At 72.0% G+C, this 20,906-nt stretch carries 18 protein-coding genes; 11 read left to right on the top strand and 7 right to left on the bottom strand.

Features of this window, described 5'->3' with window-relative positions; genetic code table 11:
- Window positions 1–11: 11 nt before the first annotated feature.
- The 4 genes from narI to ACZ4Z4_RS30970 are packed head-to-tail and all read right to left on the bottom strand — an operon-like array spanning window position 12 to window position 6,653.
- Window positions 12–734: a respiratory nitrate reductase subunit gamma gene (gene narI, locus ACZ4Z4_RS30985; protein ID WP_468334590.1), complete on the bottom strand. Its 723-nt coding sequence runs from the start codon at window positions 732–734 to the stop codon at window positions 12–14.
- Complete coding sequence (gene narJ, locus ACZ4Z4_RS30980) at window positions 731–1,309, bottom strand: nitrate reductase molybdenum cofactor assembly chaperone (RefSeq protein ID WP_468334587.1); 579 nt, start codon at window positions 1,307–1,309, stop codon at window positions 731–733. The genes narI and narJ overlap by 4 nt, the downstream gene beginning before the upstream one ends.
- The gene (gene narH / locus ACZ4Z4_RS30975) at window positions 1,306–2,937 is read right to left on the bottom strand and encodes a nitrate reductase subunit beta (protein WP_468334584.1); all 1,632 of its coding nucleotides are present in this window, start codon (window positions 2,935–2,937) and stop codon (window positions 1,306–1,308) included. The genes narJ and narH overlap by 4 nt, the downstream gene beginning before the upstream one ends.
- 32 nt (window positions 2,938–2,969) lie before the next feature.
- Entirely contained in the window at window positions 2,970–6,653 is a 3,684-nt protein-coding gene (locus ACZ4Z4_RS30970) for a nitrate reductase subunit alpha (RefSeq protein WP_468334581.1), read from the bottom strand.
- Window positions 6,654–7,034: 381 nt separating this feature from the next.
- On the opposite strand from ACZ4Z4_RS30970, the gene ACZ4Z4_RS30965 reads away from it, so the two are divergent.
- The gene (locus ACZ4Z4_RS30965) at window positions 7,035–7,457 is read left to right on the top strand and encodes a hypothetical protein (protein WP_468334578.1); all 423 of its coding nucleotides are present in this window, start codon (window positions 7,035–7,037) and stop codon (window positions 7,455–7,457) included.
- Window positions 7,458–7,482: 25 nt separating this feature from the next.
- On the opposite strand, the gene ACZ4Z4_RS30960 is transcribed toward ACZ4Z4_RS30965, so the two are convergent.
- Complete coding sequence (locus ACZ4Z4_RS30960; RefSeq protein WP_468334575.1) at window positions 7,483–8,352, bottom strand: helix-turn-helix domain-containing protein; 870 nt, start codon at window positions 8,350–8,352, stop codon at window positions 7,483–7,485.
- Window positions 8,353–8,435: 83 nt separating this feature from the next.
- Between ACZ4Z4_RS30960 and ACZ4Z4_RS30955 the strand changes: the two genes are divergently transcribed.
- From ACZ4Z4_RS30955 to ACZ4Z4_RS30945, 3 genes are all read left to right on the top strand, one after another.
- Complete coding sequence (locus ACZ4Z4_RS30955; protein WP_468334572.1) at window positions 8,436–8,741, top strand: 4a-hydroxytetrahydrobiopterin dehydratase; 306 nt, start codon at window positions 8,436–8,438, stop codon at window positions 8,739–8,741.
- Between the two features lie 6 nt (window positions 8,742–8,747).
- The gene (locus ACZ4Z4_RS30950; protein WP_468334569.1) at window positions 8,748–9,488 is read left to right on the top strand and encodes a class I SAM-dependent methyltransferase; all 741 of its coding nucleotides are present in this window, start codon (window positions 8,748–8,750) and stop codon (window positions 9,486–9,488) included.
- A 158-nt stretch (window positions 9,489–9,646) separates the two neighbouring features.
- On the top strand, window positions 9,647–10,597 hold the full coding sequence (locus ACZ4Z4_RS30945) for a class I SAM-dependent methyltransferase (protein WP_468334566.1): 951 nt from the start codon (window positions 9,647–9,649) through the stop codon (window positions 10,595–10,597).
- Window positions 10,598–10,611: 14 nt separating this feature from the next.
- On the opposite strand, the gene ACZ4Z4_RS30940 is transcribed toward ACZ4Z4_RS30945, so the two are convergent.
- Window positions 10,612–11,931, bottom strand: coding sequence for a glycosyltransferase family 39 protein (locus ACZ4Z4_RS30940; protein ID WP_468334563.1), 1,320 nt, complete (start codon window positions 11,929–11,931; stop codon window positions 10,612–10,614).
- 387 nt (window positions 11,932–12,318) lie between these two features.
- Here ACZ4Z4_RS30940 and ACZ4Z4_RS30935 point away from each other — a divergent pair, with 387 nt between their 5' ends.
- Window positions 12,319–16,011: an nSTAND1 domain-containing NTPase gene (locus ACZ4Z4_RS30935; protein ID WP_468334560.1), complete on the top strand. Its 3,693-nt coding sequence runs from the start codon at window positions 12,319–12,321 to the stop codon at window positions 16,009–16,011.
- A gap of 48 nt (window positions 16,012–16,059) precedes the next feature.
- Entirely contained in the window at window positions 16,060–16,434 is a 375-nt protein-coding gene (locus tag ACZ4Z4_RS30930) for a CU044_2847 family protein (RefSeq protein ID WP_468334557.1), read from the top strand.
- Window positions 16,435–16,494: 60 nt separating this feature from the next.
- On the opposite strand, the gene ACZ4Z4_RS30925 is transcribed toward ACZ4Z4_RS30930, so the two are convergent.
- Window positions 16,495–17,367 carry an aldo/keto reductase gene (locus tag ACZ4Z4_RS30925; protein ID WP_468334554.1) on the bottom strand — a complete coding sequence of 291 codons (873 nt, stop codon included), beginning with the start codon at window positions 17,365–17,367 and terminating at the stop codon, window positions 16,495–16,497.
- Window positions 17,368–17,585: 218 nt separating this feature from the next.
- On the opposite strand from ACZ4Z4_RS30925, the gene pqqA reads away from it, so the two are divergent.
- From pqqA to pqqE, 5 genes are read left to right on the top strand one after another with little or no spacing between them, the layout of a single operon-like run.
- The gene (gene pqqA, locus ACZ4Z4_RS30920; RefSeq protein WP_468334551.1) at window positions 17,586–17,726 is read left to right on the top strand and encodes a pyrroloquinoline quinone precursor peptide PqqA; all 141 of its coding nucleotides are present in this window, start codon (window positions 17,586–17,588) and stop codon (window positions 17,724–17,726) included.
- Between the two features lie 10 nt (window positions 17,727–17,736).
- Window positions 17,737–18,729: a pyrroloquinoline quinone biosynthesis protein PqqB gene (gene pqqB, locus ACZ4Z4_RS30915; RefSeq protein ID WP_468334548.1), complete on the top strand. Its 993-nt coding sequence runs from the start codon at window positions 17,737–17,739 to the stop codon at window positions 18,727–18,729.
- Window positions 18,726–19,448, top strand: a complete 723-nt coding sequence (gene pqqC, locus ACZ4Z4_RS30910) for a pyrroloquinoline-quinone synthase PqqC (RefSeq protein WP_468334545.1) — start codon at window positions 18,726–18,728, stop codon at window positions 19,446–19,448. The genes pqqB and pqqC overlap by 4 nt, the downstream gene beginning before the upstream one ends.
- Window positions 19,445–19,723 carry a pyrroloquinoline quinone biosynthesis peptide chaperone PqqD gene (gene pqqD, locus ACZ4Z4_RS30905; RefSeq protein ID WP_468334542.1) on the top strand — a complete coding sequence of 93 codons (279 nt, stop codon included), beginning with the start codon at window positions 19,445–19,447 and terminating at the stop codon, window positions 19,721–19,723. Before pqqC ends, pqqD begins: the two co-directional genes overlap by 4 nt.
- The gene (gene pqqE / locus ACZ4Z4_RS30900) at window positions 19,720–20,871 is read left to right on the top strand and encodes a pyrroloquinoline quinone biosynthesis protein PqqE (protein ID WP_468334539.1); all 1,152 of its coding nucleotides are present in this window, start codon (window positions 19,720–19,722) and stop codon (window positions 20,869–20,871) included. The genes pqqD and pqqE overlap by 4 nt, the downstream gene beginning before the upstream one ends.
- Window positions 20,872–20,906: the final 35 nt, after the last annotated feature.

Raw genomic sequence — 20,906 nt, 5'->3', positions numbered from 1 at the left:
GCGGACGGGGGTCACGACCCCGTCCGCTCCCAGCCCCGCCGCTCCGGCCGCGCGCCCAGCCGCTTCGGGTCCCGGCTGCGGTAGACCACGTACGGACGGAAGAGGTACTGGAGCGGGGCGCTGAACATGTGGACGAGCCGGGTGAACGGCACCAGCGCGAACAGCACCATCCCGACCACCGCGTGGATCTCGTACAGCAGCGGCACGCCCGTCATCCGGTCGATGTCCGGCTGGAGCGTGAACAGGCTGCGCGCCCACGGCGCGATGGACGTGCGGTAGTCGTAGCCGTCGCCGGACGAGTGCATCAGCTTCGCCACCATGCCGAGCACGATCGCCGCGAACAGCACCAGGTACATCAGCTTGTCGTTGGCGGTCGTGGCCCGGAACACCGGCGTGTTGGTCCGCCGCCGGTACAGCAGCAGCAGGATGCCGAGGACCAGGAGCACACCGGCCGCCGTGCCGCCGTACAGCGAGAACAGGTGGTACGTGTGTTCGCTCACGCCCGCCTTCTCGGTCCACGACTCCGGCAGGAACAGCCCGACCAGATGGCCCACGAGCACGAAGAGGATGCCGTAGTGGAACATCGGTGAGGCGATGTTCAGGAGCTTGGACTCGTAGACCTGGGAGGAGCGGGTCGTCCAGCCGAACTTGTCGTAGCGGTAGCGCCAGACCGTGCCCGCGACGAGCAGGACGAAGGCCAGGTAGGGGAGCACACCCCACAGCAGCGTCTTCATGAAGGGGCCTCCCCGACGAGTGCGAAGGGCTGGAGGCCGACGTCCTCGCGCGGCGGCCCCGAGCGGGCGAGGGCCAGCGCCTCCGCACGGTCCTTCGGCGAGGGGCCCGGCAGCGTCGCGCACACCGCCTCGACGACGGACGCGTACGGGGTGCCGTGGTCGGCGAGCGCGATCCGCAGCAGCTCCAGGCCGCCGCGGTGCTCGTTCAGGAGGAGCGGGCCCGCGTGCGCCGAGAACTCCAGGACCGCGGGCAGGAAGTCAGGCAGCTCCTCGCCGGTGAACTCCAGGCCGTGCGCGCGGTAGACCTCCTTGAAGCGGACCAGGGCCATGCCGCGCCGCCGGGTGTCGCCCTCCCGCCACCAGCTCAGATACAGGCTGTGGCGGTTCTTGAAGTCGAAGACCTGGACGTAGTGCGCGGCGAGCTCGCGGGGCGAGGCGGCCGAGGCGTACTCCAGGAAGCCGTGCAGCTCCGCGGGCGCGGCTTCCCGCAGCAGCGGCAGCCGCGCGCGGAACTCGTCGTCCGGATAGGCCAGGCAGAGCGCCGCCGCCTGGTACAGCACCGCGTGCCGGGTCACGTCTCGTCCTCCTGGGGCGCGTGGGCCTTCTCGACCGCGCTCGGCTGCTCGTCGGTGGTCTGCCTGGCCCGCAGCGTGTGGAAGTTCTCGATGGTGACGAGCGGCAGCTGCCTGCGACCGGAGTCCTGGCCGAACGGCCCGTCGCCGCCCATCCCGGGACCGCCCTCGAAGTCGAGGCTGCACGAGTCCGAGCCCTCGGGCAGCGCGGACTCCTCCAGGCGCCGCGCGTCGGCGACCGCCGCGGTCGGGATGACGTACCGCTCCTCGTACTTCGCGATCGCGAGCAGCCGGTACATCTCCTCGATCTCCTGGCCCGACATCCCCACCGCCGCCGCGGTCGAACCGTCCGGCGGGTCGCCGAGGTTGATGGCCCGCATGTGGGCCCGCATCGCGGCCAGCTTCTCCAGCGAGGCCCGCACGGGCCCCACGTCCCCGGCGGTGAAGATCTCCGCGAGGTATTCGAGGGGGATGCGCAGCGTGTCGATGGCGCCGAAGAGATTGCCCAGGTCCTCGCCGTCGTGGCCGGTCTCCGTCAGCGCGTCGACCACCGGGGAGAGCGGCGGGATGTACCAGACCATCGGCATGGTGCGGTACTCCGGGTGCAGCGGGAGCGCCACCTTGTACGTGCTGATCAGCGCGTGCACGGGGGAGCGGCGCGCCGCCTCGATCCAGTCGTACGAGATCCCGTCCCGCTCCGCCGCGCGCCGCACCTCGGGGTCCTCGGGGTCGAGGAAGACACCCAACTGGGCCTCGTACAACTTGCGTTCGTCGGGCTCGGACGCGGCGGCCGTCACCTTGTCGGCGTCGTACAGGATCACGCCGAGATAGCGCAGCCGGCCCACGCACGTCTCCGAGCAGACGGTCGGCAGCCCGACCTCGACGCGCGGATAGCACAGCGTGCACTTCTCGGCCTTGCCGGTGCGGTGGTTGAAGTAGACCTTCTTGTACGGGCAGCCGGTCACGCACTTGCGCCAGCCCCGGCAGTGGTCCTGGTCGACGAGGACGATGCCGTCCTCCGACCGCTTGTACATCGCGCCGGACGGACAGGACGCCACACAGGACGGGTTGAGGCAGTGCTCGCAGATGCGGGGCAGATAGAACATGAAGGTCTGCTCGAAGGTGAACTTCACCTTGTCCGCGACCTGTTGGCGGGTCCTGGCGACCATCGGGTCGAGGTCGCCGTGCTCGGTGGCGCCGCCGAGGTTGTCGTCCCAGTTCGACGACCACTCGATCTTCATGGGTTTGCCGCTGATCAGGGAGCGGGGTTCGGCCACCGGGTAGTCGTCGCCGAGCGGGGCGTCGGTGAGGTTCCGGTACTCGTACGTCCAGGGCTCGTAGTAGTCCTTGATCTCGGGAAGCTTCGGGTTGGAGAAGATCTCCAGGAGCGACTTGATCCGGCCGCCGTTCTTCAGCTTCAGCGCGCCGCGCTTGTTCAGCTCCCAGCCGCCGCGCCACTTCTCCTGGTCCTCGTAGCGGCGCGGGTAGCCCTGGCCGGGCCGGGTCTCGACGTTGTTGAACCAGACGTACTCCATGCCGTCGCGGTTGGTCCACGCCTGCTTGCAGGTGACCGAGCAGGTGTGACACCCGATGCACTTGTCGAGGTTCATCACCATCGCGATCTGCGCCATACAGCGTCCGATAGTTCCTGCGTCACGGGTCATCAGTACGCGACCTCCTGGCTGCGACGGCGGATGACCGTCACCTCGTCCCGCTGGTTGCCCGTCGGGCCGAGGTAGTTGAACGCCCACGACAACTGCGCGTAGCCGCCGATGAGATGGGAGGGCTTGAGGATCAGACGGGTCAGGGAGTTGTGGATGCCGCCACGCTTGCCGGTGGTCTCCGCCCTGGGGACGTTCACGGTGCGTTCCTGGGCGTGGTGCATGTAGACCGTGCCGGCCGGCATGCGGTGCGAGACGATCGCACGCGCCACCACCACGCCGTTCCGGTTGACGGCTTCGATCCAGTCGTTGTCCCGCACGCCGATCGCCTCCGCGTCCTGCGGCGCCATCCAGACGCACTGGCCGCCGCGCGAGAGGGAGAGCATGAAGAGGTTGTCCTGATACTCGGAGTGGATCGACCACTTGTTGTGCGGCGTGAGGTAACGGACCGTCACCTCGCGTTCGCCGTCCGAGCCGAGCCGCGGCTCGCCGAAGAGCCGGTTCATGTCCAGCGGCGGCCGGTAGACGGGCAGCGCCTCGCCCAGCTCGTGCATCCAGTCGTGGTCGATGAAGAAGTGCTGGCGGCCGGTGAGCGTGTGCCAGGGCTTCAGATGCTCCGTGTTGAGCGTGAACGCCGTGTATCTGCGCCCGCCCGCCTCGCTGCCGCTCCACTCGGGCGACGTGATCACCGGCACGGGCGCGGCCTGCGTGTCGGCGTAGGTGATGCGTTTGCCCTCGTGCTCGGCGGCCAGGTGCGCCATCTCCTGGCCGGTGCGTTCCTCCAGGGTGTGGAAGCCCTGGGTGGCGAGGCGTCCGTTCGTCGTGCCGGACAGCGCGAGGATGGTGTTGGCGGCCTTCACCGCGGTGTCCAGGGCGGGGCGGCCGGCCGCGGGCCCGGCGCGCACGACGCCGTTGCGCTCGCGCAGCTCCTCGACCTCCTGACCGGGGTGGAAGGTGATGCCCTTCACCGGCAGCCCCAGCGTCTCCACGAGCGGGCCGAGCGCGGCGAACTTCGCGCCGATCGCGGTGTAGTCGCGCTCCACGACCGCCAGGTTCGGCATCGTCCTGCCCGGCACCGGCTCGCACTCGCCCTTGCGCCAGTCCAGGACGACCCCGCCGGGCTGCGCGGTCTCGCCCGGCGTGTCGTGCTGGAGCGCGGTGGCGACGACGTCCTTGCGCACACCCAGGTGGCCGACGGCCAGCTCGCTGAGCCGGTCGGCGATGGCGCGGAACGTGTCGAAGTCGGTGCGGGCCTGCCAGGGCGGGTCGACGGCCGGGGTGAAGGAGTGCACGTAGGGGTGCATGTCCGTGGTCGACAGGTCGTGCTTCTCGTACCAGGTGGCGGCGGGCAGTACGACGTCGGAGAGCAGCGTCGACGACGTCTGGCGGAAGTCCAGGGAGACGAGCAGGTCGAGCTTGCCCTCGGGCGCCTCGGCCCGCCACGCGACCGTGGACGGGCGCTCGTGCGGGTCCGCCTCCGCCGCCCGCAGCGACGAGTGCGTGCCCAGCAGGTGCTTCGTGAAGTACTCGGCGCCCTTGGCGGACGAGCCGAGGAGGTTGGCGCGCCACAGCGTCAGGACGCGCGGCCAGTTCTCGGGGGCGTCCGGGTCTTCGCAGGCGAACTTGAGGGTGCCCGCCTTGAGTTCGTCGACGACGTTGGCCACCGGGTCGTCCGTCGTCGCGGCGAGGTCCAGGGGGTTGCGGTCGAACGTCGGGTACGAGGGCATCCAGCCGGTCCGCGCCGAAAGGGCCAGGCAGTCGGCGCCCGTCAGACCCGCGAAGCGGCCCTCGCCCAGCGGTGAGGCGAGCACGTCCGCCGCGAACCTGTCGTAACGCCACTGGTCGGTGTTGAGGAACCAGTACGCGGTGCCGATCATCTGCCGCGGTGGCCTGCTCCAGTCGTTGGCGCTCGCGAGCGTGGCCCAGCCGGTGTTCGGACGGCACTTCTCCTGCCCGACGTAGTGCGCCCAGCCGCCGCCGTTGCGGCCCTGGCAGCCGGTGAGCTGGAGCAGCGCGAGGAAGGCGCGGTAGATCGTCTCGGAGTGGAACCAGTGGTTGGTCCCCGCCCCCATGAGGATCATGCAGCGGCCGTGCGACTTCTCGGCCGTCGCGGCGAACTCGCGGGCGATCCGCACGCACTTGGCGGCGGGGACGGAGGTGTGGACCTCCTGCCAGGCGGGCGTGCCGGGCTGGGAGGCGTCCTCGTACGACGTGGGCCACGTGCCCGGCAGCCCCTCGCGCCCGACGCCGTACTGCGCGAGCAGCAGATCGAAGACCGTGGTGACCAGCGGCCCGTCCTGCCCGCCGAGCCGGGTGGCGGGAACCCCGCGCCGCACGACCTCGCCGCGGCCCTGCCCGTGCGTGCCGCCCTCGGTGTCGAACCGGGGCAGCAGCACCTCGATACCCGCCGCGACCGCCGAGCCCTGGAGGGTCAGGAGCGGCTCGATGTCGCCGAGCTCCAGATTCCACCTGCCCTTGCCGGAGTCGGTCCAGCGGAAGCCCAGCGAGCCGTTCGGCACGGCCGGCCGGCCGGTCTTCGCGTCGAGCACCGCCGTCTTCCAGTCGCCGCCCTCTCCCGCGTCACCGAGGTCGGTGGCGCGCAGGAACTTCGAGGGCACGTACGCGCCGTCGCGCTCGGTGAGCGTCACCAGGAACGGCAGGTCGGTGAACCGGCGGACGTAGTCCGTGAAGAACTCCGTCCGCCGGTCGACGAAGAACTCCTTGAGGACGACGTGCCCCATCGCGATCGCCAGCGCCCCGTCGGTGCCCGGATGCGGATGCAGCCACTCGTCGGCGAACTTGGCGTTGTCGGCGTAGTCGGGCGCCACCACGACGACCTTCTGGCCCCGGTAGCGCGCCTCCGCCATCCAGTGGGCGTCGGGCGTCCTGGTCACCGGCACATTGGAGCCCCACATCATCAGATACGCGGCGTCCCACCAGTCACCCGACTCCGGCACGTCGGTCTGGTCGCCGAAGACCTGCGGCGAGGCGACCGGCAGGTCCGCGTACCAGTCGTAGAAGGAGAGCATCGGCGCGCCGATGAGGCTCATGAAGCGGGCGCCGGCCGCGTGCGACACCATCGACATCGCGGGAATGGGGGAGAAGCCCGCGACCCGGTCGGGGCCGTGCGTCCTGATCGTGTGCACGTGCGCGGCCGCGATGATCTCGACGGCCTCGTCCCAGGTCGCCCGCACCAACCCGCCCTTGCCGCGCGCCTGTTGGTACGTCCGGCGGCGCTCCGGGTCGCCCTGGATGTCCGCCCACGCGAGCACCGGGTCCTTCAGGCGCGCCTTCGCCTCCCGGTACATGTCGATGAGGACACCGCGCACATACGGGTAGCGCACGCGCGTGGGGGAGTACGTGTACCAGGAGAACGCGGCGCCCCGCGGGCAGCCGCGCGGTTCGTACTCGGGGCGGTCGGGGCCGACGCTCGGATAGTCGGTGGCCTGCGACTCCCAGGTGATGATGCCGTCCTTGACGTACACCTTCCAGCGGCAGGAGCCGGTGCAGTTCACGCCGTGCGTCGAGTTCACGACCTTGTCGTGGCTCCACCGGTCCCGGTAGAAGGCGTCCGCGTCCCGGCCGCCCGTCAGCCGGACGCTGTGCAGGTCGGGGGCGGCGGTGCCGCGCCGGAAGAACCTGCCCGCCCGCAGCAGGGCGGCGGCGGGCTCGGTCGTCTCTGTCACCGTGGCGCTCCCTAGGTCTGCCTCCCCCGAACGTAGGGGCGGGACCGGCGGCGCACCCGTCGGCGTCGGCCGTACGGGTTGCCGGGCGGCCCGCGCGGCATTACCCGTGACGGGGCGCAGGGCGGCCGCGCGGCATTACTTGTGACGGGGCGCAGGGCGGCCGCGCGGCATTACCCGTGACGTAATCGACCGGTCGGCGCGGGCGCGACAGAGTGATGCCACCGGATCCGGTCCGGCGCACTCCGGACCGGGTCCGGCACCGCGAAACGGTCCGGCGGTGCGCATTGCGCACCGGATCCGGCGCCCGAAAGGGTCCGGCGCACTGCGCACTCCGCACCGGACCCGGCACCCGAAAACCGTCCCCGCTGGGAGGCATCCGCCATGGCCACGTCCACGTACCCGCTCGCCGCGCTCGCCCGCACCACCGACCCGACCACGATGCTGCGCCGCTTCCTCGGCCTGGACGCGGTCGTGACCGCCGGCAACGGCATCGCGTACGCCGCCGCCTCGGGCCCCCTCGGCGACTTCCTCGGCGTCGACTCCGGGCTGCTCCTCGGCCTCGGCGTCTTCCTCACCCTGTTCGGCGCGGGCGTCGGCTCCCTCGCCTGGCGCAAGAGCCCGCCCAAGCTCGCCGTGCGGGCGGTCGTCGAGGCGAACGCCCTCTGGGCGGTGGCCAGTGTCGTCGCCCTCGTCGGCTGGCTCTCGCCCAGCACGGCCGGAGCGGTCTGGATCCCGCTCCAGGCCGCGACCGTCGGCGGCTTCGCGGCGCTTCAGTACGCGGCGCTGCGGGCGCTCAAGCCCTGACGGCCACGGCCACGGCCACGCACGTCTAGGACATGTGCGCCTGGAGGTACTTCGACGTCGCCGGGTCGGCCGGGAGCAGCGTCTCGATGGCCAGCTCGGCGACCGTCACGTCCATCGGCGTGTTGAACGTCGAGATCGACGAGATGAAGGACAGCACGTGCCCGTCGTGCTCGATCCGCAGGGGCAGCGCGAAGTACGGCACCTCCGCCCCCGCCTCGAAGGCGTCGACGCCGGGATCCGCCACCGGATACGCCGCCACCTCCTCGTAGACCGCCCGCAGCGCGTCCGAACGCTGCAACGCGATCTGCCGCTCCATCTGGTGCAGCAGGTGTCCCCGCCACTCCCGCAGATTGCGGATCCGGGGCGCCAGGCCCTCCGGGTGGAGCGTCAGCCGCATCGCGTTCAGGGGCGGCTCCAGCAGATGCCCGGGAACGCCGTCGAGCATCATCGAGATGCCGCGGTTCGCCGCGACGACGTCGTACGCCGCGTCGACCACCAGCGCCGGATAGGGCTCGTAGCCCGCCAGGAGCTGTTCGAGGCCCTCGCGCAGCGTGCCCATGGCGGGGTCGTCCAGCGAGGTCTCCCGGAACCGGGGAGCGTAACCGGCCGCCAGGAGCAGCGAGTTGCGCTCCCGCACCGGCACGTCGAGGTGGTCGGCGATGCGCAGCAGGAACTCCTCGCTCGGGCGCGACCTGCCCGTCTCGACGAAGCTGATGTGCCGCGCGGAGGAGTCGGCGCGCAGGGCCAGCTCCAGCTGGCTCACCCGGCGCCGCTCGCGCCAGCCGCGCAGCAGCGGACCCACTCCGGTGCCGCTCGCGACGGTCTTCCCCGTGTTCTCCGTCTGTCCCTTGGCCTTGCCTCTGGTGCTCCCCTTGGCGGGCGCGGCGGTTGTCATACGTAGAAGGTAATCGAAACAATTTGTGGCAGGGTGAGGCGAAGACCGACTTCACGGAAGGCTTCACGGAAGGAGCGTGGCCCATGCCGCCCGAACCGCTCTCGCAGAAGGAGATCGAGGACCGCCTCGCGGAGCTGCCCGGCTGGTCCCTGGAGGCGGGCAGGCTCACCCGCTCCTACCGGCTCGGCTCGCACTTCGCGGCGACCGGACTCGTCGTCCACATCGCGCGGACGCAGGAGGAGCTCGGCCACCACTCCGACCTGACCCTCGGCTACAACACCGTCACGCTCACCGTGCACACGCACAGCGCGGGCGGCGCGCTCACCGAACTCGACTTCGAACTCGCGCGCAGAGTGCGGGAGTTGGCGCCCGCGCACGGGGCGGGCTGACCGCCGATGCTGGACTACAGCAAGGAGGCCGACCGGTACGACGCCTCGCGCGGCGGCGAACCCCGCGCCGCTGCCGCCGCCGAAGCGGTCCTCGGCCTCATGCCGGCCGACACCGGCACACTCCTCGATGTCGCCTGCGGCACCGGCCTGGTCACCCGCCGCCTCGCCGAGCGGCCGGGGCTGCGGGTGACCGGGGTGGACGCCGCGTACCGCATGGCCCGGATGGCCGCGGACCGCGTCCCCGGCGCCATCGTGCTCGGCGACAGCCGCCGACTCCCGTTCCCCGACGCGTCGTTCGACGCCGTCACCACCGTATGGCTGCTGCATCTCCTCTCGGGGCCCGAGGAGACGTCGTCGGTCGTCGCCGAGTGCGCGCGGGTGCTGCGGCCCGGCGGCATCTACGTCACCACCGTGGACAAGGCCGCCTCGCACGACGTGCGCAGCGACATCGACGCCGTGCTCGCGCCGCGCCCGGTGCGGCTCGCGGTCGACCGGGTCGAGGCCGTCGACGCCTACGCCGCCGAGCACGGTCTCACGCCGGCCGGGCGGGCGCGGTTCCGCGGCCACGGGCAGGGCCGCACGCCCCGCTCCACGGTCGACGACCTGCGGCGCGGCTGGTTCACCAGCATCCCGCCCGACGGACCGCTGGCCGCGCGGCTCGCCGCCCGCCTCGCGGAGCTCCCGGACCAGGACGTGCCACGCCCGGACCCGCGCTTCACGCTCCGCGCGTACCGCAAACGACGCTGACCGGGCCCGCACCCGCACTCGCGCACGCGCACTCGGGGTGAGTTTTTGCGATAGCGGCAAAACCGCTCGTCGAAAACCGGAAACCGGGAGCAGGCTGGTCCCGTCCACACAGTCCCGCTCCCACGCGCGGACGGCGAACCGGAAGGCGGCACAAGACGATGGGGCATCACGACGGTCACGGCGAGGGCCACGGGCAAGGCCACGGCCACAACCATGGCCACACCCACACCCACACCCACAGCCACGACGACATGGACTGGTCGGCCATGGGCGCCATGCTGGAGCGCTACGCCCGCGTCGCGGCGCCGATGTACGGCGAGGTGGCGTCCTGGCTCACGCGCTGGGCCCCGGACCCGGGCGTCGTCGTCGACGTCGGCAGCGGCCCGGGCGCCGTCTCCTTCGTACTGGCCGAGGCGTTCCCCAAGGCGCGGATCGTCGCGGCGGACCCCGAGGAGGCGCTCCTCGCGCGGGCCCGCGAACGCGCCGCCGACGAAGGCCTCACCGACCGCTTCGACACGGTGCGTGCCGCGCTCCCTGACGCCATCGACGACGTGCCCGAGGCGGACCTGCTGTGGCTGTGCAAGTCCCTGCACCACGTCGGCGACCAGGGCGCCGCGCTCACCGCACTCGCCGGCCGCCTCGCGCCCGGCGGCGCCATCGCCCTCCTCGAAGGCGGCCTGACCGCCCGCTACCTGCCCCGCGACATCGGCTTCGGCCGCCCCGGCCTCCTCTCCCGCCTGGAGGCGGCCGACGAGGAGTGGTTCGCCGGAATGCGCGAGGGCCTCGACGGTTCGAAGGGCGCGACGGAGGACTGGCCGGCCCTCCTCACCGCCGCCGGCCTGCGCTACGAGGCCACCCGCAGCTTCCTCCTCGACCTGCCCGCCCCCCTCTCGGACGACGCCCGCGCCCACGTGGTGCAGGAGTTCACCCGCCGCCGCGAAATGCAGTCGGAACGCCTCGGCCCGGACGACATGGCCATGTTCGACCGCCTCCTGGACCCGGCCGACCCACAGAGCCTCCACCGGCGCCCCGATCTGTTCCTGCTGACGGCGCAGACGGTGCATGTGGCGGTCAAGGACGAAACCCGGGGAGGCGAAACCCGGGGATAGGGGAACGGCAGGCATCAGCAGAGGCCGGGGCGCGCGTAGAGAGTGACGCGCGCCCCGCGCGTGTGCCATGACCGGCACATTTTGAAGCGGTCCCGAATGACACGGTGTTTCACCGTTTCCTGGTCGATCGTGTCGGCGGTCCTGCCCGATGGGTCGGTGACCAGGACGATCCTCGGCTCCGCGCTCATTCGGGCTTCGATGACGTGCGCGGGCACCTCCGTGCCGTACAGGGTGTGCGAGGCGGCCGGGCCGCGGTCCTGTGCCAGGTCGCGCAGTCCCTCGACGGCACGGGGTGACGGCAGAGTCCACGCCCTTCGGCGGGAGGGCAGGTACACCACCGCGTCCCCCGGGCGACCGGCGATCCGGATGGCGTGCGCGGCGGCGGTGGCGTTGTCGATGCGGCTCTCGGGGGTCCGCAGGTGTACTGCCGACGGGATCAGCGAGGCGAGAGCGGCCCCCACGGCCACGGCGGCGACCGCGCGGTGCATGCGGCTGCCGCGCAGGATGCGGTCCAGCAGAGCCCCGAGGAGCAGAGCGAGACCGGCCCAGCCGTACAGGACGTAGCGGTCCACGAAGAGGGGCTTGACGGGTGTGAGAAGCATCAGCAGACCGGTCGGGGCGACCAGCAGGGGCAGCGCCACCCGGACGAGCCCGTTCGATGCTTGCGGACCGCGAGGCATCAGCCTTGTGAGGAGCACGGCACACCCCACACCGAACAGGCACACGCCGAGCGTCGCCGCGTACTGGCGAGGATCGAACGAGAGCCAGGCCACCTGTGCTTGCTGTCGCCGGCTCAGCACGGCGAGCGGCGCGAGTCCCACGACCACCACGCCCGCGGCCATGGCCCACTTCCGGCGTGCCGCAGGGGGAAGCGCCAGCGCGTGCCCGGCGAGGGCGAACACCGCGAACTCGTGCAGCACGCAGGCCACCAGCATCAGTACCGCGTAGCGGCACCACAAGCGTCTCGTACGACACTTCTCGGCCGTGACGGCGTCCAGCAGAGCGTGTGTCGCCCAGACGACCAGCGCGCAGACCGCGGCGTATGAGCGGCCTTCCTGAGCGAAGCGCTGCATCAGCGGGAACACAGCGAACGCGAGGCCGCCGAGCAGTCCCGCACGCGGCCCCGCGAGCCGCCTGCCCAGCAGCGCCACACCGGCGGCCGCGGCGCTCATGGCGAGGACGGAGGGGACCCGCATGACGAGCAAGGGGTCGGCGCCGCCCGTGAGCCGGAACAGGCCGTGCATGAAGAGGTAGTACAGACCGTGCACGGCGTCCGCGTTGCCCAGCGTGTGCCAGAGATCGGAGAGACCGCGCCGCGATACCTCGTACGTCACCGCTTCGTCCCGCCACATGGCGCCGCCGCGACGGATGCCCCACAGGCCGAGGCCGAGCGACAGGAGCAGCGCCGGCAGGGCGGTGGTCGCCCGCCGTGTGCGGGCGCGGGACGGCGGGGTGGACGGGGCGCGCTGCGCGGAGCGCCTGGCGTGGTCCGAGAGGGTGGACCGGATGGTGGCGATGACGTGCTCCCGTGGGTGAGCTGCGGAAGGGGCCTGAGGAGCCCAGGACCGGGCCTGAAAGCCCAGTTCAGCGGCGCACGGATTGATGGGCAGCCCTGTCCCCCCGCATCAATCAATTGCTAGCGTGGCTCGGGATCTTCGCCGGGCGGTGTTGGGGGAGAGGTGCCGATCGGGGGCGTCGGCATGCGCTGAGAGGGGGGCGGAGTGGGGCGTCGTGAGAAGCCGTTGGAGCCCACGGCGGGCCCCGTGCAGCGCCTCGCGCACGGACTCCGCAAGCTCCGTGTGGACGCGGGCGGTCCGACGTACCGCGCGATGGCGCGACGCGTCCCTTACTCGGCACCCACTCTCTCCGCGGCGGCCGCCGGGCAGCGGCTGCCGACGCTGCCCGTGCTGCTCGCCTACGTCGCCGCCTGCGAGGGGGACCCGGAGGAGTGGGAGCGGTACTGGTACGAGACGGTGGCCGAGGATGCCGCGCGCGGCCAGGACGACTCCGAGTCGCCCTACCCCGGCCTCGCCCGGTTCGGCACCGACGACCGGGCACGCTTCTTCGGCCGCGACGACCTCGTGCACGAGCTGACGGCGCTCACGGCCCGGCGGCACGTCGCGGCGGTCATCGGCGCGTCGGGCAGCGGCAAGTCGTCCTTATTGCGGGCCGGACTGATCCCGGCGTTGCGGCAGTCGACCGGTTCTTCACGCCCCGCCGCGATCCGCCTCCTGACCCCGGGGGAGCGGCCTGCCCGGACCCACCACCGCCTCTTCACACCGGTGGACGGCGACGGTGACACGCTGCTCGTGGTCGACCAGTTCGAGGAGGTCTTCTCGCTCTGCCACGACCCGGCGGAACGGAACGCCTTTCTCGACGGGTTGCTCACCGCGCGCGACCCCACCACCCGGCTGCGCGTGATCCTCGCGGTTCGGGCCGACTTCTACGGCCGGTGCGCCGAACACGGGCGGCTCGCCGAAGCGTTGGGCGATGCCAACCTGCTGGTCGGCCCGATGTCCCCGGACCGCCTGCGCGAAGCCATCGTCAAACCGGCCGCGGCCGAACGGCTCGTGGTGGAGCGCTCCCTGACCGCACGCATCGTCGCCGACGTGGCGGACGAGCCGGGCGGCCTGCCGCTGATGGCTCACGCGCTGCGCGAAGTGTGGCGGCGCCGCAGCGGCAGGATGCTGACAGAGGCGGCGTACGAGGCGATCGGAGGGGTGCGCGGCGCTGTCGCGCACACCGCGGAGGACCTCTACGGGCACCTGAGCGAGACGGAGGCGGCGCGGGCGCGCACGCTGCTGCTGCGGATGGTGGAGCCGGGCGACGGCACTCAGGACACTCGACGCCCCGCCGACCGCTCCGAATTGCCGCCCGCCTGCGACGGCGTCCTGGAGCGGTTGGTCGCGGCGCGCCTCCTGACCGTGGACGGTACGACGGTCGATCTGGCGCACGAGGCACTGATCGGAGCCTGGCCCCGGCTGCGGGCCTGGATCGAGGAGGACAGGGAGCGGCTGCGCCTGCGTCGGGCTTTGACCGGAGCAGCACACACCTGGGAGGAACTGGACCGGGACCCCGGGGCGCTGTACCGGGGAACGAGGCTCAGGGAGGCGAGGGAGGCGTTCGAAGGGAGCAGGGGCGCGGGCGAGCTGACCGCGCGTGAGAGTGAGTTCCTCGATGCGGGGATCGCTGCCCACGAACGGGGCATACGTGAGCAAACCCGTGCCGCGCGCCGCACCCGTGTGCTCCTTTCGGCGCTCGCCCTGCTCCTCTGTCTCGCGACGGTGGCGGGCGCGGTCGCCTGGCAGCAGGACAGGGACGGTCAGCGGCAGAGCGACGAGGCCCGGGCGCGGCGGATCGCCGGCGTCGCCGAGACGCTGCGTACGTCCGATCCGGTCACATCCATGCGGCTGAGCGTGGCCGCCTGGCGGATCGCGGACCTGCCCGAGACCCGGGAGGCGGTGCGCAGCGCCGCCGCACAGCGGGAGCAGGACGCGTTCTTCGTGGGCGGAGCCGCGGTCTCGCCCTCGACTGCGCGGTTCCTCAGCGCGGACGGCCGCGTCCTGACCACGTCCACCGGGCGGCGGGTGACACGCCGGGAGTTGAGCGGTCAACGGCGGATCAGTACGTACGACAGGCCGGGACCTTTCGGCGAGTCCGACTACGACACGGATGTCAGTGCGGACGGGCGGCTGATCGCGCAGGCCACCGGGCGCGGGTTCCAGATCTGGGACCTGCGGCACAAACGACCCGTGGGGCGACCGCTGGGGACGAACGGGCTTACAGGGCTGGACGGAAGATTCGCGCCCAGCGGACGGATGTTCATCGTCCAGGACGAGGCCCGGGGCGACGTCCAGGTGTGGGATGTGCGGCGGCACAAGGTCGTGGCGACGGTCCGAAGGACGGCAACGACGAGCAGTTCGCCTTTCTCCGTCATGAGCCACGACGACCGTTTCCTTGCGGCCTGTTCAGGGGATGACGGCCCTCTTGTCGTACGCGACACGCGCACGGGGCGGGACCTTCCCAGGCGGTGGTCGCCCGCCCTCCACCGGAACTTCTGCCGGGCCCAGGAGGCTTCCTTCACCCCGGACGGACGGGCGCTGGCCGTTCCTGTGGCCGGTGGTGTACGGACCTGGGACGTCAGGACCGGCGAGGAGCGGCCCAGGCTCAAGCTGCCCGGTGCGTACGAACCGAGTGTGGACTTCAGCGCCGACGGCGCCACGGCGGTCGCCCTGGGGAAGGGCGAGGTGGTCCTGTGGCGCACCGCCGCTCCGGAAACTCCACTGCTGCGGCACCCGGTGGGCGAGCTGACGGCGCAGGGAGTGCGCCTGGACGAGGCAGCCGGAGTGATCCGTCTCCAGGCGAGCACCAAGGTGATCCGCACGTACGACGTCCGGGACGTCCTGTCAGGACCGCGCGGAGCACGGCCGGTCCACCTCGACACGGCTCGCTTCAGCCCGGACGGACGCACCCTGGCCACTCTGGAACGCCGTGGCAAGGAAGGGGAGATTCAGCTGCGCGACGGGCGGGACGGCAGGGTGCTGCGTACGCTGCCCGGCCGAAGGTGCGAGGACTGCGGCGACCCGGCCCTGGCGTTCTCCCCGGACAGCGGCACTCTCGCGTACAGCGTCGACGCGGAGGAGGGCTCGACGATCCGGCGATGGGACGTGCGGCTGGGCAAGGTGAGGGCTCGGACGACCGTGGCATCGAAGGTGGAGAGTCTGGTGCTGCCCGCGGGCAGGCCGCCCGTCACCGCGGGAGCCCCGCCCGGACCGCAGGACAACGACAGGCCGAAGGTCGATGCATGGCGGATCGGCGAGCGGACCAGCAGGCGCCTGCTGCACCGCGAGCTCCTCGGTTCGCTGGAGCTCGCGCCCGGCGGCCGTGAACTGCTGTCCTTGGACGGCCGGGTGGTCGACCTCGGGACAGGGCGCACGAGACCCGCTCTGCGCGGTGAGGACGCGCTGACGGCCGGAACGTTCAGCCCCGACGGCCGCTTCCTCGCCGTCTCCGACGACAACGGCAGGCTCACCCTGTGGGACGGCCGGGCGACCCGTCCCCTCGCCGTACTGTCGGCGGACGGGCCGGAAGGCGGCGAGCCCGCGCCGGCCGTCGCCTTCTCCGCCGACGGCCGCTACGTCGCGGCGGCCGGCGCCGACGGCTCCGTGCGGGTGTGGGAGACGGACACCGCGCGCCTCGCCGGTGCCCGGTTCCCCGGGGCGTACGGCACCGTCCTCGCCCTCGGCTTCGCGGGCGACGAGTTGCGCGTCACGACCGCCGAGGGCACGGTCCGCAGGGTCTCCGTCGCTGCGGAGCGCGGTGCGGACCGCGTGTGCGATCGAGCCCGCGGCGGACTGACGCGTGCGGAATGGCGGACCTATCTGCCGAACACCGAGTACCGGCAGACGTGTTGACGCTACCTTCCAGACAGTGCCGGGCCGGCCGTGGAGGGGATCGATCACGTGAACGAACTCATGCGCTGGGAGTCCGACGAAGGGCCTGTCGTCGTGGAGGTGGACTCCAGGGACCCCGGATTCCGGTCGGTGTCGCGGCGCGGGGAGGGTGGTGAGATCCACGACGTCGAGGGGCGGTTCGAGTCGGCGCTGGACAATGTGCGCGGCGCCGCGATGTCCGCGCTGCGGACCTTCCGGGACCGCGCGCTCGACCCCGACACGATCGAGCTGGAGTTCGGTGTCAAGCTCAGCGCCGCGGCGGGCGCGGTCATCGCCAAGACGGCGGCGGAGGGTCACCTGACGGTGAAGCTGACCTGGTCGCGTGGTGTCCCGCAGCAGGGGGCCGAGGGGGCCGCGGAAGCGGACCGCCCCCGTCAACCCTGAGAGGGAGGCGGAGGCGGTCCGTCGGAGTGGCGTGCGGGCGGGCCGGCCCGCGGGGTGGGATCAGGCCACGTCGAACGTCGCCGGGTCCGGGCCGATCCGTCGGTCCTCGTTCAGCGCGGAGATCGCCGCCATGTCCTCGGGGTCGAGCTCGAAGCCGTAGACGTCGATGTTCTCCTTGATCCGCGACGGTGTCACGGACTTGGGGATCACGATGTTGCCCAGCTGGATGTGCCAGCGCAGCACGATCTGCGCGGGGGAGCGCCCGTGCTTCTGCGCGATGGCGACGATCGCCGGGACCTCCAGGAGGCCGCGGCCCGAGCCGAGCGGCGACCACGCCTCGGTGGCGATGCCCTGCTCGGCGTGGAACTCGCGCGCGGCGCGCTGCTGTAGATGCGGGTGGAGCTCGATCTGGTTGACGGCCGGGATGATCGACGTCTCGCCGGTCAGCCGCTCCAGGTGCTCGGGCAGGAAGTTCGACACGCCGATGGACTTGGCGCGGCCGTCGGCGTGGATCTTCTCGAACGCCTTGTACGTGTCGACGTACGCGTCCTTGGAGGGCACCGGCCAGTGGATCAGATACAGGTCCACGTAGTCGAGGCCGAGCTTCTCCAGCGAGGTGTCGAAGGCGCGCAGCGTCGCGTCGTGGCCCTGGTCGGAGTTCCAGAGCTTCGTCGTGACGAACAGTTCCTCACGGGCCACGCCGGAAGCGGCGATCGCCTTGCCCGTGCCTGCTTCGTTGCCGTAGATGGCCGCGGTGTCGATGCTGCGGTACCCGGCCTCCAGCGCCGTCGCGACGGCCTTCTCGGCCTCGTCGTCCGGAACCTGCCAGACGCCGAAACCGAGCTGGGGCATCTCGACGCCGTTGTTGAGGATGATCGGGGGAACCTTGCTCACGAGCTCTCGATCCTTAAGTCGTCGGGTGTTGTGCCCCATGGTCAACGATCAGCGGCCGTGCCGCATTCCTGAATGGCCGGATATCGAAGCGGCCCGTGCACCGGATCGGCCCGCGCCATTGACGGTGTCCCGTCATGCCGCGACTCTATTGCACGTCACTGAACGCGGTACACCTATGTGAACACTACAAGCGCATGGGTTGTCCCGCGTCCCTGTGGTTTGTTCCTGAAACCCCACCTCTTCAGGAAGGCAGCGTCATGCACAGCACCGACCAGGAGAATTCCGCCCGCCAGCCGGTAGGCGGTACCGACGTCGACGTCACTGGCTGGCAGAGTCCCGAGTACGCCATCGTCGACACCGCTCTCGAAATCACCGCCTACCGCCTCGCCGACCGGTAGAGCCGCCGCCATGCTGCTCCAGGTGCTCGGCACCGCGGCGGGCGGCGGGCTGCCCCAGTGGAACTGCGCGTGCCCCGGGTGTGCCGGGGCACGCGCCCACCCGGAACGCCGCCGCCGGCACGCCGCGCTCGCCGTCCACGCCGGCGAGGGCCACTGGTACCTCGTCAACGCCACCCCCGACATCGGTGACCAGATCGAGGCCGTCCCGGCGCTGCACCCCGGCGCGGCGGGCGACACGCGGCGCAGCCCCGTCGCCGGGGTCGTCCTCACAGACGCCGAGCTCGATCACACCCTGGGCCTCGCCCGGCTGCGCGAGGCGCGCGACGGTGTCGAGGTCCTGGCGACCGCTCCCGTGCGCGACGCCGTCCGCGACGGGCTCCGCCTCGACGCCCTCCTGGAGCCCTATACGCGCGTACGGTGGCGGGAGCTTCCGCACCGGGGGCGCGCCGTGCCGCTGAACGGTGGATACGAGAGCCAGGGCGGCGGATCCGGCAGCGATGCCGACGGCTCCGGCAGTCATACCGGTGGCTCCGGGGTCCACGTCAGCGCCGTACCCATTTCGGCCAAGCGTCCGCGGTACGCCGCCGGGGCCGGACCCGAGACCGAGACCGACACCGGTGCGGATACCTGGTCCGTCGCGCTGCGGCTCAGCGAACCCGCCACCGGGCGCACCGTCCTCTACGCGCCCGCCCTCGCCGTCTGGAGCGACGCCTTCGACGAGGCCGCCCGCACCGCTGACTGCGTCATCGTCGACGGCACGTTCTGGGACGAGGACGAACCGGTGCGCGCCGGGTTCACCGCCCGTACCGCCACCGCCATGGGGCACCTCCCCATCGCCGGACCCACCGGCACGGCCCACCGACTGGCACAACTGCCCGGCCGCGTCCTCTACACCCACCTCAACAACACGAACCCCCTCGGCGACCCGGACGCCGAGCAGTACAAGTTCCTCGCCGAACGGGGTCTTGAAGTCGCCGCCGACGGGATGGTGATCGAGCTGTGAGCACCACGACCGTCGCGGACGCCCTGCGGCCATGGACCCCGGACGAGCTCACCGACCGGCTGCGCGCCGTCTCCGCCGAGCGCTACCACGACCGGCACCCCTTCAACGTACGCATGCACGAGGGCGCCCTCACCCCGGAAGAGGTGCGCCGCTGGATCGTCAACCGCTTCCACTACCAGCGGCACATCCCCGTCAAGGACGCGCTGGTCCTCGCCAAGTTCGACGATCCGGCGCTGCGCCGCGGCTGGCTGCGCAGAATCCGCGACCACGACGGGGAGCGGGACGGTGAGGGCGGCATCGAGCGCTGGCTGCGGCTCGGCGAGGCGGCCGGCCTCGGAAGGAAGCAACTCCTCGACGGGTCACGTGTGTTGGCGGGCGTGCGGCTCGCCGTCGACGGCTACGTCAACTTCTGTAGGCTCAGGCCCGCGCTCGACGCCGTCGCCGCCTCCCTCACCGAACTCTCCGCACCCGACCTGATGCGGACCAGGATCGCCGCCTTCGAGCGGCACTACCCGTGGATCGACACCGCGGGGCTCGACTACTTCCGTACGCGCGTCGGGCAGGGCGGTCGCGACGGCCAGGAGGCGCTCGCCCTCGTCCTGGCCTGGGCGCGCACCCGCGAGGAGCAGGAACGGGCCGTCGCGGCGCTCGCCTTCAAGTGCGACGTGCTGTGGTCGCTGCTCGACGCCGTCGACCGCGGCCCCGGGGGTGCCGAATGACCGCCCAGGACGTCGTACGAGAGGTCTGGCGCCCCGTGCTCGCCCGCTCCGTGCTGCTCCGGCACGACCGGGTGCGCGGCGTCGACCTGCTGGTGCTGCCGGAGCGCGTCGTCGTACTGCGGGGTGCGGCGGGCAGCATCGTGGGCCTGTGCGACGGCGAGCGCGACGTCGCGGACATCGTCGCCGAGCTGTCGGAGCGCCACCCGGACGCTCCCGTCGCCGAGGAAGTGCCGGATTTTCTCGGGCGGTTGCGGTCGGAGGGGTGGCTGCGGTGACTCAACCCGAAGGGGAGCACTCCCGGCCCACTTCGACCTCCACCCCCACCCCCGACCCGCCCTGGGCGCTCCTCGCCGAACTCACCCACGGCTGCCCCCTGCGCTGCGCCTACTGCTCCAATCCAGTCGAACTCGCTCCTCGGTCAGCGGAGTTGACGGCGGCCGAGTGGGCCTCCGTGCTGCGTCAGGCCGCCGATCTCGGGGTGGTCCAGACGCACCTGTCCGGCGGTGAGCCGCTGCTGCGCCGGGACCTGACCGAGATCGTGGCCGCGGCGGACGCCGCCGGTATCCACACCCAGCTCGTGACCAGCGGCGTCGGCCTGCACCGTGAGCGCCTCGACCGGCTCGTCAACGCCGGGCTGCGCAGCGTCCAGCTGTCCGTGCAGCACACCGACCCGGCCGCCGCCCAACGCATCGCCGGGGCGCGGGCGTTCACCGCAAAGGAGCGCGCGGCGCGGCTCGTCGGGCGCGCCGGGCTGCCGCTGGGCCTCAACGCCGTCCTGCACCGCGCCAACCTCGACGCGCTCGACTCCCTCGTCGAACTCGGCCTGGCCTGGGGCGCCGAGCGCGTCGAGCTGGCCAACACGCAGTTCTACGGCTGGGCGCTGCGCAACCGTGCCGCCCTGCTGCCGGACCGCGCCCAGGTGGCCCGGGCCCGCGACCGCGTCGAACGGTGGCGGGCGCGGCTCGCGGGACGCATGGAACTGGTGTGGGTCGCACCCGACTACATCGACGGCACCGCGAAGCCCTGCATGGGCGGCTGGGGCGCCCTCTCCCTGACGGTCGCCCCCGACGGCACGGTGCTGCCCTGCCCGGCGGCCGCCGAGCTCCTCGGCCCGGCCGCACCGAACGTCAGGGACCGCGAACTGGCCTGGGTCTGGCGGGAGTCGGACGCGTTCAACCGCTACCGCGGCGAGGCCTGGATGGGCGATCCCTGCCGCGGCTGCGCACTCCGTGCCGTCGACTTCGGCGGCTGCCGCTGCCAGGCGTACGCCCTGACCGGTGACGCCGCCCGCACCGACCCCGCCTGCCACCGCTCACCGGACCACGCGACGGTCCGCGCCCTGGTGGACGAGGCGAGCGCCCACGAGCCGGCCCCGCCCCGCTACGAGTACCGCACCCACACCGCTGACCTGGCGGCGCAGTGACGCCTGACGCCTGACGCCGCAGAAGGGATCTCTCC

The sequence above is a fragment of the Streptomyces sp. NPDC030245 genome (assembly GCF_055572995.1).
The sequence above is the reverse complement of the archived record's forward strand: the minus strand, read 5'-3'. Positions and strand labels throughout refer to the sequence as shown.

What these genes read in the sequence shown, in the direction of transcription:
- narI (WP_468334590.1), bottom strand. Translation starts at nt 734, where the DNA reads ATGAAGACGCTGCTGTGGGGTGTGCTCCCCTACCTGGCCTTCGTCCTG.
- narH (WP_468334584.1), bottom strand. Translation starts at nt 2,937, where the DNA reads ATGGCGCAGATCGCGATGGTGATGAACCTCGACAAGTGCATCGGGTGT.
- ACZ4Z4_RS30965 (WP_468334578.1), top strand. Translation starts at nt 7,035, where the DNA reads ATGGCCACGTCCACGTACCCGCTCGCCGCGCTCGCCCGCACCACCGAC.
- ACZ4Z4_RS30960 (WP_468334575.1), bottom strand. Translation starts at nt 8,352, where the DNA reads ATGACAACCGCCGCGCCCGCCAAGGGGAGCACCAGAGGCAAGGCCAAG.
- ACZ4Z4_RS30955 (WP_468334572.1), top strand. Translation starts at nt 8,436, where the DNA reads ATGCCGCCCGAACCGCTCTCGCAGAAGGAGATCGAGGACCGCCTCGCG.
- ACZ4Z4_RS30950 (WP_468334569.1), top strand. Translation starts at nt 8,748, where the DNA reads ATGCTGGACTACAGCAAGGAGGCCGACCGGTACGACGCCTCGCGCGGC.
- ACZ4Z4_RS30945 (WP_468334566.1), top strand. Translation starts at nt 9,647, where the DNA reads ATGGGGCATCACGACGGTCACGGCGAGGGCCACGGGCAAGGCCACGGC.
- ACZ4Z4_RS30925 (WP_468334554.1), bottom strand. Translation starts at nt 17,367, where the DNA reads ATGGGGCACAACACCCGACGACTTAAGGATCGAGAGCTCGTGAGCAAG.
- pqqA (WP_468334551.1), top strand. Translation starts at nt 17,586, where the DNA reads ATGCACAGCACCGACCAGGAGAATTCCGCCCGCCAGCCGGTAGGCGGT.
- pqqB (WP_468334548.1), top strand. Translation starts at nt 17,737, where the DNA reads ATGCTGCTCCAGGTGCTCGGCACCGCGGCGGGCGGCGGGCTGCCCCAG.
- pqqD (WP_468334542.1), top strand. Translation starts at nt 19,445, where the DNA reads ATGACCGCCCAGGACGTCGTACGAGAGGTCTGGCGCCCCGTGCTCGCC.